9 protein-coding genes and 3 pseudogenes are annotated in these 5,779 nt (G+C 40.0%); 1 reads left to right on the forward strand and 11 read right to left on the reverse strand.

From position 1 onward, the window contains the following. Positions 1-225 (forward strand): hypothetical protein (locus C1T29_RS24840; protein WP_231516501.1); only part of this gene is annotated, 225 nt, incomplete at its 5' end. A 241-nt stretch (positions 226-466) separates the two neighbouring features. On the opposite strand, the pseudogene C1T29_RS25015 reads toward C1T29_RS24840, so the two are convergent. The 11 genes and pseudogenes from C1T29_RS25015 to C1T29_RS15200 form a co-directional block, all read right to left on the reverse strand. Next, positions 467-763 (reverse strand): annotated as a pseudogene (locus C1T29_RS25015) (LysM peptidoglycan-binding domain-containing protein); the annotation flags it as partial. Next, a pseudogene (locus C1T29_RS15155) lies at positions 763-1,701 on the reverse strand (ATP-binding protein); the annotation flags it as partial. The pseudogenes C1T29_RS25015 and C1T29_RS15155, both read right to left, overlap by 1 nt. Next, positions 1,583-2,260: a DnaD domain protein gene (locus C1T29_RS15160; RefSeq protein WP_142393730.1), complete on the reverse strand. Its 678-nt coding sequence runs from the start codon at positions 2,258-2,260 to the stop codon at positions 1,583-1,585. The gene C1T29_RS15160 and the pseudogene C1T29_RS15155, both read right to left, overlap by 119 nt. 76 nt (positions 2,261-2,336) lie before the next feature. Then, the gene (locus C1T29_RS15165; RefSeq protein ID WP_086352684.1) at positions 2,337-3,191 is read right to left on the reverse strand and encodes a recombinase RecT; all 855 of its coding nucleotides are present in this window, start codon (positions 3,189-3,191) and stop codon (positions 2,337-2,339) included. A gap of 2 nt (positions 3,192-3,193) precedes the next feature. After that, positions 3,194-4,153: a YqaJ viral recombinase family nuclease gene (locus C1T29_RS15170; protein WP_103750533.1), complete on the reverse strand. Its 960-nt coding sequence runs from the start codon at positions 4,151-4,153 to the stop codon at positions 3,194-3,196. Between the two features lie 105 nt (positions 4,154-4,258). Next, the gene (locus tag C1T29_RS15175; RefSeq protein ID WP_103750532.1) at positions 4,259-4,453 is read right to left on the reverse strand and encodes a YqaI family protein; all 195 of its coding nucleotides are present in this window, start codon (positions 4,451-4,453) and stop codon (positions 4,259-4,261) included. Continuing rightward, positions 4,413-4,586: a hypothetical protein gene (locus C1T29_RS15180; RefSeq protein WP_142393729.1), complete on the reverse strand. Its 174-nt coding sequence runs from the start codon at positions 4,584-4,586 to the stop codon at positions 4,413-4,415. The genes C1T29_RS15175 and C1T29_RS15180 overlap by 41 nt, the downstream gene beginning before the upstream one ends. Continuing rightward, positions 4,583-4,840, reverse strand: a complete 258-nt coding sequence (locus tag C1T29_RS15185; protein ID WP_103750531.1) for a YqaH family protein — start codon at positions 4,838-4,840, stop codon at positions 4,583-4,585. The genes C1T29_RS15180 and C1T29_RS15185 overlap by 4 nt, the downstream gene beginning before the upstream one ends. Continuing rightward, entirely contained in the window at positions 4,837-5,406 is a 570-nt protein-coding gene (locus C1T29_RS15190) for a helix-turn-helix domain-containing protein (protein ID WP_015714341.1), read from the reverse strand. Before C1T29_RS15190 ends, C1T29_RS15185 begins: the two co-directional genes overlap by 4 nt. 71 nt (positions 5,407-5,477) lie before the next feature. Next, entirely contained in the window at positions 5,478-5,618 is a 141-nt protein-coding gene (locus tag C1T29_RS15195) for a hypothetical protein (RefSeq protein ID WP_088679343.1), read from the reverse strand. A 29-nt stretch (positions 5,619-5,647) separates the two neighbouring features. Next, positions 5,648-5,722: pseudogene (locus C1T29_RS15200) on the reverse strand (XRE family transcriptional regulator); the annotation flags it as partial. Positions 5,723-5,779: the final 57 nt, after the last annotated feature.

Consider the following 5,779-nt stretch of genomic DNA (forward strand, 5'->3'; position numbering starts at 1 on the left):
ACGGTTAAAGGAGCCATAAGACACGAAATCTATAAAATGGGATACCCTTATCAAAGCTATTTCACAATCCTTCAAAAACGGGAAAGTGATAAATCATCAGGAAGTCTTTATTCTTTGATGTTATTTAATGCTTGGAAAAGTGAAACTGGTCAAACTCCTTATCTCTGTTATTCAAAGAAAGTAACAGAGGACGAATACAAAGTCGATTGCGGAACAGCACCTTAATTAGTTAAGGCCCTCTCATAGAGAGGGCTCTTTTTTTACTTTCGTTTATTTTACAGTTGCGCGTGTGGACTTCGCAGCATAGATATTTACCTTTCCGAACTGAGCCGTCTTGATTCCGTATTCATTTCCTTTAACCGTTGCTTTGTTAGTCGGATAGATACGCTATGAATCAGCAGATGCCGGAAGGTAAACGTATTTCTTGCCGTTGGATGCACAGCTTAGAAGGGCTGGATGATCCTGTAAGCTTCAGCACTTGGCCAACTATAATTTTATTCGGGTCTTTAATGTTATTCCATTTCTGTAGGTTTGCCACACTAACCCTTCAGCCAATGCAATTTCGAAAAGAGTATCGCCTTTTTTGACTGTGTAAGTTGATCCTGAAGAGCTATTTGAAGAACAATTAGTCTTCCCCCCAGGGTTTTTAGTTCTTTTTCAATGGTAGCCTTAACTTGATTCCATCTTCCCTCTGACAAAATACGGTGCGGCAATACTTGCCGTTCCAGTCTTGATGCTTGCGGACACGATCTCCCCACTCTCGTCCCAATCACCTAACCTATGATTTAATTGCATTCGATCGCCTTTAATAATCACTATGTAATCACGACACATCTGGTGAATTCGTGAACCAAGAGCCTCGTCAATGTCCAAAATCTCATCGATTGTTAACTCCGAAGAAATCAGCAAAGGCATATGATTCAAGTATCGATAATTTAAGACTGATTGGATTTGTTCAACCTGCCAATCGGTTGCCCTTGGCTGACCGTTTATTGGTTTGAATAAATCATCAATGAATAGAACTTCGACCTTTCTCATGGCATCGAGTTTTGCTTCTAAGTTGTCAAAGTTAGCTTTTAAATCACCCATGCCCTCCACGTAAGGAAAGTACATGCAATGAATGGATTTTTTCTTGATCAGATTATTCATAATCGCCGTGAGCAAATGAGTTTTGCCACTGCCTGGCTGTCCAAGTAATGCGATACTGTTTTGCCTTTCTCCTTTGATTTTTTGAAAATCTTTATAGTATTCCACTGCACACTCATAAGCGTCCTTGATCATGCCTGGCTTACCGTCCGTGATGAAGTTACCAAAGAGAAGCTTTTCAAACTCTTCTGTAATGCCACTAGCTGACATGAGTCTGGCTATTTTCTTTCGTCTCACACATTCACACTGTTTTGAATAAGTATCTTTCCATTCACTAGCTTTGTCCGGCATGCAAACCTTACCTAACAGAAAATCATCTTCCGACACCATATCGTCTGGAACCATAAGGTCTAACTGTTCATTTAAATGCCAAGAAGTGTCCTTATGGACCCGATAAACGACAATTCCACGATCCTTACAATAAGGACAATCAAATTCAGCCTTTTCTTCTGATACGGCCTGTTTTGTTCCCAAAAAGCGGGCTGACCTTTCCCGAAGTTCCTGCATGATCGTTTGAAATGCGGTGTCTATACTGACTGCTTTGTTTATAGCCATATTGATTCTCCTTTCTCTTTTGAGTGAATGGATTTGATAAGATGGCTTGAACATATGACAAACTTGCAGCTTTCCCCTTTAACTGAAATGCTGTCTTGATAGCCTCCATCACTTTTTCTTCACCATAGTCATCGACCATGTAGCCGATCCGCTGTGCCTCAATCGGGCCGACTGACCGAGCAACTTTGTTTTCATATAGCTCAAAGGCATTTTTCATTTTGTCATCGACCTCCTGATGTTCAATCTCAGCTGGTTCCAAAGCTTTTTTCTTCATGTAATTTCCTAGTTGTATGTAGTCTGCATAATGAAGTATGGTGACGATGAACCCTCTTTTTTGTGGAAGACGGTGCAATTTGATATATTCCTGTTTCTCCATTCGGTCTAGTGAGTATTTGATCTGTGCAGCTGACCAGTTAAAATCTTTTGCAAGTTCCACAACTTTGATAATGGTCTGCCCAAGTTCTAGCTCTTGATTTGGCCTGTATTCAGCTCTTTTGAACAAGTGATCATAAATTTTTTCATCCCTAAACTCTTTGAATGGTAGTCGGGGTATGACCACATACCCCATTGCTTTTATGTCCAAGTCTCTCACCTACTTCCTTTCCCAGAGTGCAGTTATGTCACGGATACCGATCTCAATCAAATGGAAGTTCATCTTCTTTTATGTCTACAGGCTTGCCGTCAAAAGGATCAGCTTCTTGTTCGCTTGTTTTTTCCGGTTCGTCTTTGTTTGAAGGCTCGGAATCAATAATTTCTGAACTGTCTGCTTCATTGGTAATGTCAATCCGTTCTCTTGTTTCATCTTCCTCAATAACTGCTTTTTGCATTTCCACAGAGAGAATCCCCCACTTGCTCAAAACTGCTTTTAATACAGTCTTAAGAGCCATCGCATCCCAATCATTTTTCCATCCAAAATCAGATTTACTGAATTTCTTTTTATGCTTCTCTACTTGTGCCTTTGTCCAGTACACTGTTTTTCGGAAGCCATTTATCAACTCAAAATAAGCTGCATAACCAATCACTGCATCTGATTCTCGTTTTTCAAAATCAATCTCGATCTCCTCAGTCAACGGATTCCACTTCTGCAATTCGCCTTCATGAATCGGTATGCAATTGATGGATTTATATTGGCCTGTTCGCAAGGCAAGCTGTATGTACCCTTTGTATCCAAGCTGGAATTGAGCCTTTCCTCCATAAGGAACTATCCAGGCATACCCTAAGTTTTTATCAATAGGTAAATCGAGTGTAGCTGCCACCATTGCTGAGGAAATGACGCTCATAGGATCTGTTTTCTGTAACATCTGCTCGCTGTTATAAAGGCTTAAAATAGAAGCTGTAAACTGTGTTGCCCTCTTCCCTAACACTTCCTCAAATCGCTTAATAACGGATGGTGAGGAAAGTAAGCCTTTCATGGTTGCTCCTTGCTGTTGCACAGGTGCGCTTTTTTGTTTCTTTTGGATGTTGTTTTTAATTGATTGATTGGTAGCCATAATCAACTAACCTCCTTGATTCCAAAACGTCTGAAATGAGTTTCCTTTTTGACCTTCTCGTAAATATCCGGAAACTGCTCTTTGAGCTTTTTCGTGTCAACTCGATTTGAGACAACAGGCTTCCAACAAGCTTGATAGTTTCCGATAAACCCATACTCTGCATCCTTCATTTCATGCTTGATTTGGTTCTCTAATTCTTTTGCCTGACTTTGAAGCTCTGAGATCTGTTCTTTAAGTAGCAAGTATTGTTGAATACGTTCTCGATTAGCCCCAGTTAAATCAATAGCTTTTTTATTTTCCGTTTCGGCATATCGTTTTTTGAGGTATTCCTCCGCAGCACTTGAACCATCTAAAGCAGGAGCTTGTCCGCCTAATACCTTGTCATTCCAGAACTCAATCTCTGCTTTAAAGATCATGTCAATTAACTCATCGTCTCTCTCAATCTCTTTCCAAACAAATTTGTTCCCGCCGATCAGCACAGCAAAGTAAGCTTTCTGATATTCAGGTCCAAGTACACCCAGATAATGCTGGACCTGAACGATATAGCTCTCGGGGATTTCTTCGTCTTTCCATTCTTTTAAGTTGTAGGCTGATGTTGTTTTACATTCAAGGATCGCTTTTTCACCAACAATCATTCGGTCAACATTAGCCAAAATGAAATCATGTTCTGGATGTCTGAGTATTGCTTTTTTACGTCTAACCTTCTTGCCACTACGTATCTCAAATTCTTTTGCAACAATATCTTCAAGCAACGATCCAAAGTAAGCAGCTTCACTTTGCGATTCACTTACAGGGACCTGTCCTGTTTTGTCTAACCATAATTCGAAAGGGGTCTTCCACTTGTTTAATCCCAAGATAACGGATGCATCTGAGCCGCCAATTCCTTTTCTCCTTTCAATAAGCCATTCATCACGGCTCATTTCCGAAGTCTTAGCAAGAACCTCAGCCCGTTTGCTTGTCATACCACCTAACCCCCATTGTTTTTATTGAGGCTATCTGATAAAATATTTGCACATGAGTTTTTTTAGATAGCCTTTAAAGAAGTCCACTTTGCCGAGTGGGCTTTTTTATTGCTCATTTTTAAATTCAAAACCAAGTTGCTCCCTTAGATATCTTTCCAAGTTCTCTCTGAGAATGATTTCTCCGCCATCAATTACATAATCATCAACTGGTGTTACTTCATCACCGTAAAAATCTATTTGCACATCCTTTTCAGTCAGCTTATCGTGCCAGTTGTTTATGACCATTGGGTTTTCGACCATTCATATTCTCCTCTCTGAATTTGTCTGCACGTCTATCCCATAACAGATAGAATTCACTATTGTTACGAATCATCGCACACCATTTACGAACTTCTAGAGCAGTTGCCGGCTTATGAACAAAATGAACCATCATCCTATACACCTGCTCACTACTGTTAAGTTGATGCCTCGCTGTTGCATTTTCAATGCTGTTTCATAAAGCTGTCCTTTGTTTGCCAGCCGGCTAATATCCTCAGTAAGAACCTTGATGCTTCCAGCGAGACTAATCGCTTCTTCATAATCACCATCACGTAATGCCTCTGACAACATGATTGATAGCTCTTCTGCTGATTCGATTTTTCTTTTTGCGATAGGAACATCTGCCTTCAAGAAATGATTAGTATTCATACTGAAACCGCCTGCCTTCCTTCTTGTTTTGCCATAGCAACTTGATCAACTAGAGCTTTCCGCGTCCATCTATCTGCAAGTTCCTGCATTTTCAACCCGTGAGTACGAACAAGTGAATAAATCAATGTTTTGTTAGCCGCAATCAAATCAAAAATCTGTTTAATATCAGCCATAGGCAGTTCCTCTGTTTTACCTGGTCGGTTATCCGTTAGCCAACGGGCTAAATGCTTGGTTGCTTGCAGTGCTTCCTCCAATTGGTGAACCATATTAATCACCGCATTACTTGCACATTCATTAAGTGCCGGATCAATAGGAGCAGCGGCTGTGGGATGAAGTTTAAATAAGTAATGGACAAGATCAATATGTTCATAGGCATCGCACTTCTCAAACCACTTAATACATAACTCTGGAGTGAGCTTGGCAAGTCCATTTTCAACGTCTGAAACATACCTTTGATCCTTACCTCCGATTAACTTGCCGATTTGGTATTGGGAAAGACCTGCAGCCTTTCGGGCACTACGCATAATCTGCGGTAAATTCCGCATGTTGTATGGGTTGTTCTCCATATGTTTGCCTCCTGATATATTGAGTTTTCAGTTTTAAAATTGAAGTTAAAAGACCATGCTGTTTATATGACTTAGGCTGATTCCTTTTTATTTTGTTGTGCAAGCTTCTCTTGGTGTTCATTCATGCGCTGAACAAGTATGCCTCTGAGGTATTTGTAAGCTTTGGCCTCTGCCTGTTCAAACAGCGGTCCTTTTTTTAAGATGACTTTCATAATTAAAAGGCCTCCTTTGTAAATTCCAATCATGCTGAATCCTTAGAATTATGTTTCGTTTCGTTACATACATCATCAAAAAAAATAGTCCAATCAAAGCCTAAAAAAATCATTTCTGCTTTCTTTAATTATTTTAACAGGGTGGAATTGTTTATTCAACT

Source organism: Bacillus sp. MBGLi79, assembly GCF_002953915.1.

What these genes read in the sequence shown, in the direction of transcription:
- C1T29_RS15165 (WP_086352684.1), bottom strand. Translation starts at nt 3,191, where the DNA reads ATGGCTACCAATCAATCAATTAAAAACAACATCCAAAAGAAACAAAAA.
- C1T29_RS15170 (WP_103750533.1), bottom strand. Translation starts at nt 4,153, where the DNA reads ATGACAAGCAAACGGGCTGAGGTTCTTGCTAAGACTTCGGAAATGAGC.
- C1T29_RS15175 (WP_103750532.1), bottom strand. Translation starts at nt 4,453, where the DNA reads ATGGTCGAAAACCCAATGGTCATAAACAACTGGCACGATAAGCTGACT.
- C1T29_RS15180 (WP_142393729.1), bottom strand. Translation starts at nt 4,586, where the DNA reads ATGATGGTTCATTTTGTTCATAAGCCGGCAACTGCTCTAGAAGTTCGT.
- C1T29_RS15185 (WP_103750531.1), bottom strand. Translation starts at nt 4,840, where the DNA reads ATGAATACTAATCATTTCTTGAAGGCAGATGTTCCTATCGCAAAAAGA.
- C1T29_RS15190 (WP_015714341.1), bottom strand. Translation starts at nt 5,406, where the DNA reads ATGGAGAACAACCCATACAACATGCGGAATTTACCGCAGATTATGCGT.
- C1T29_RS15195 (WP_088679343.1), bottom strand. Translation starts at nt 5,618, where the DNA reads ATGAAAGTCATCTTAAAAAAAGGACCGCTGTTTGAACAGGCAGAGGCC.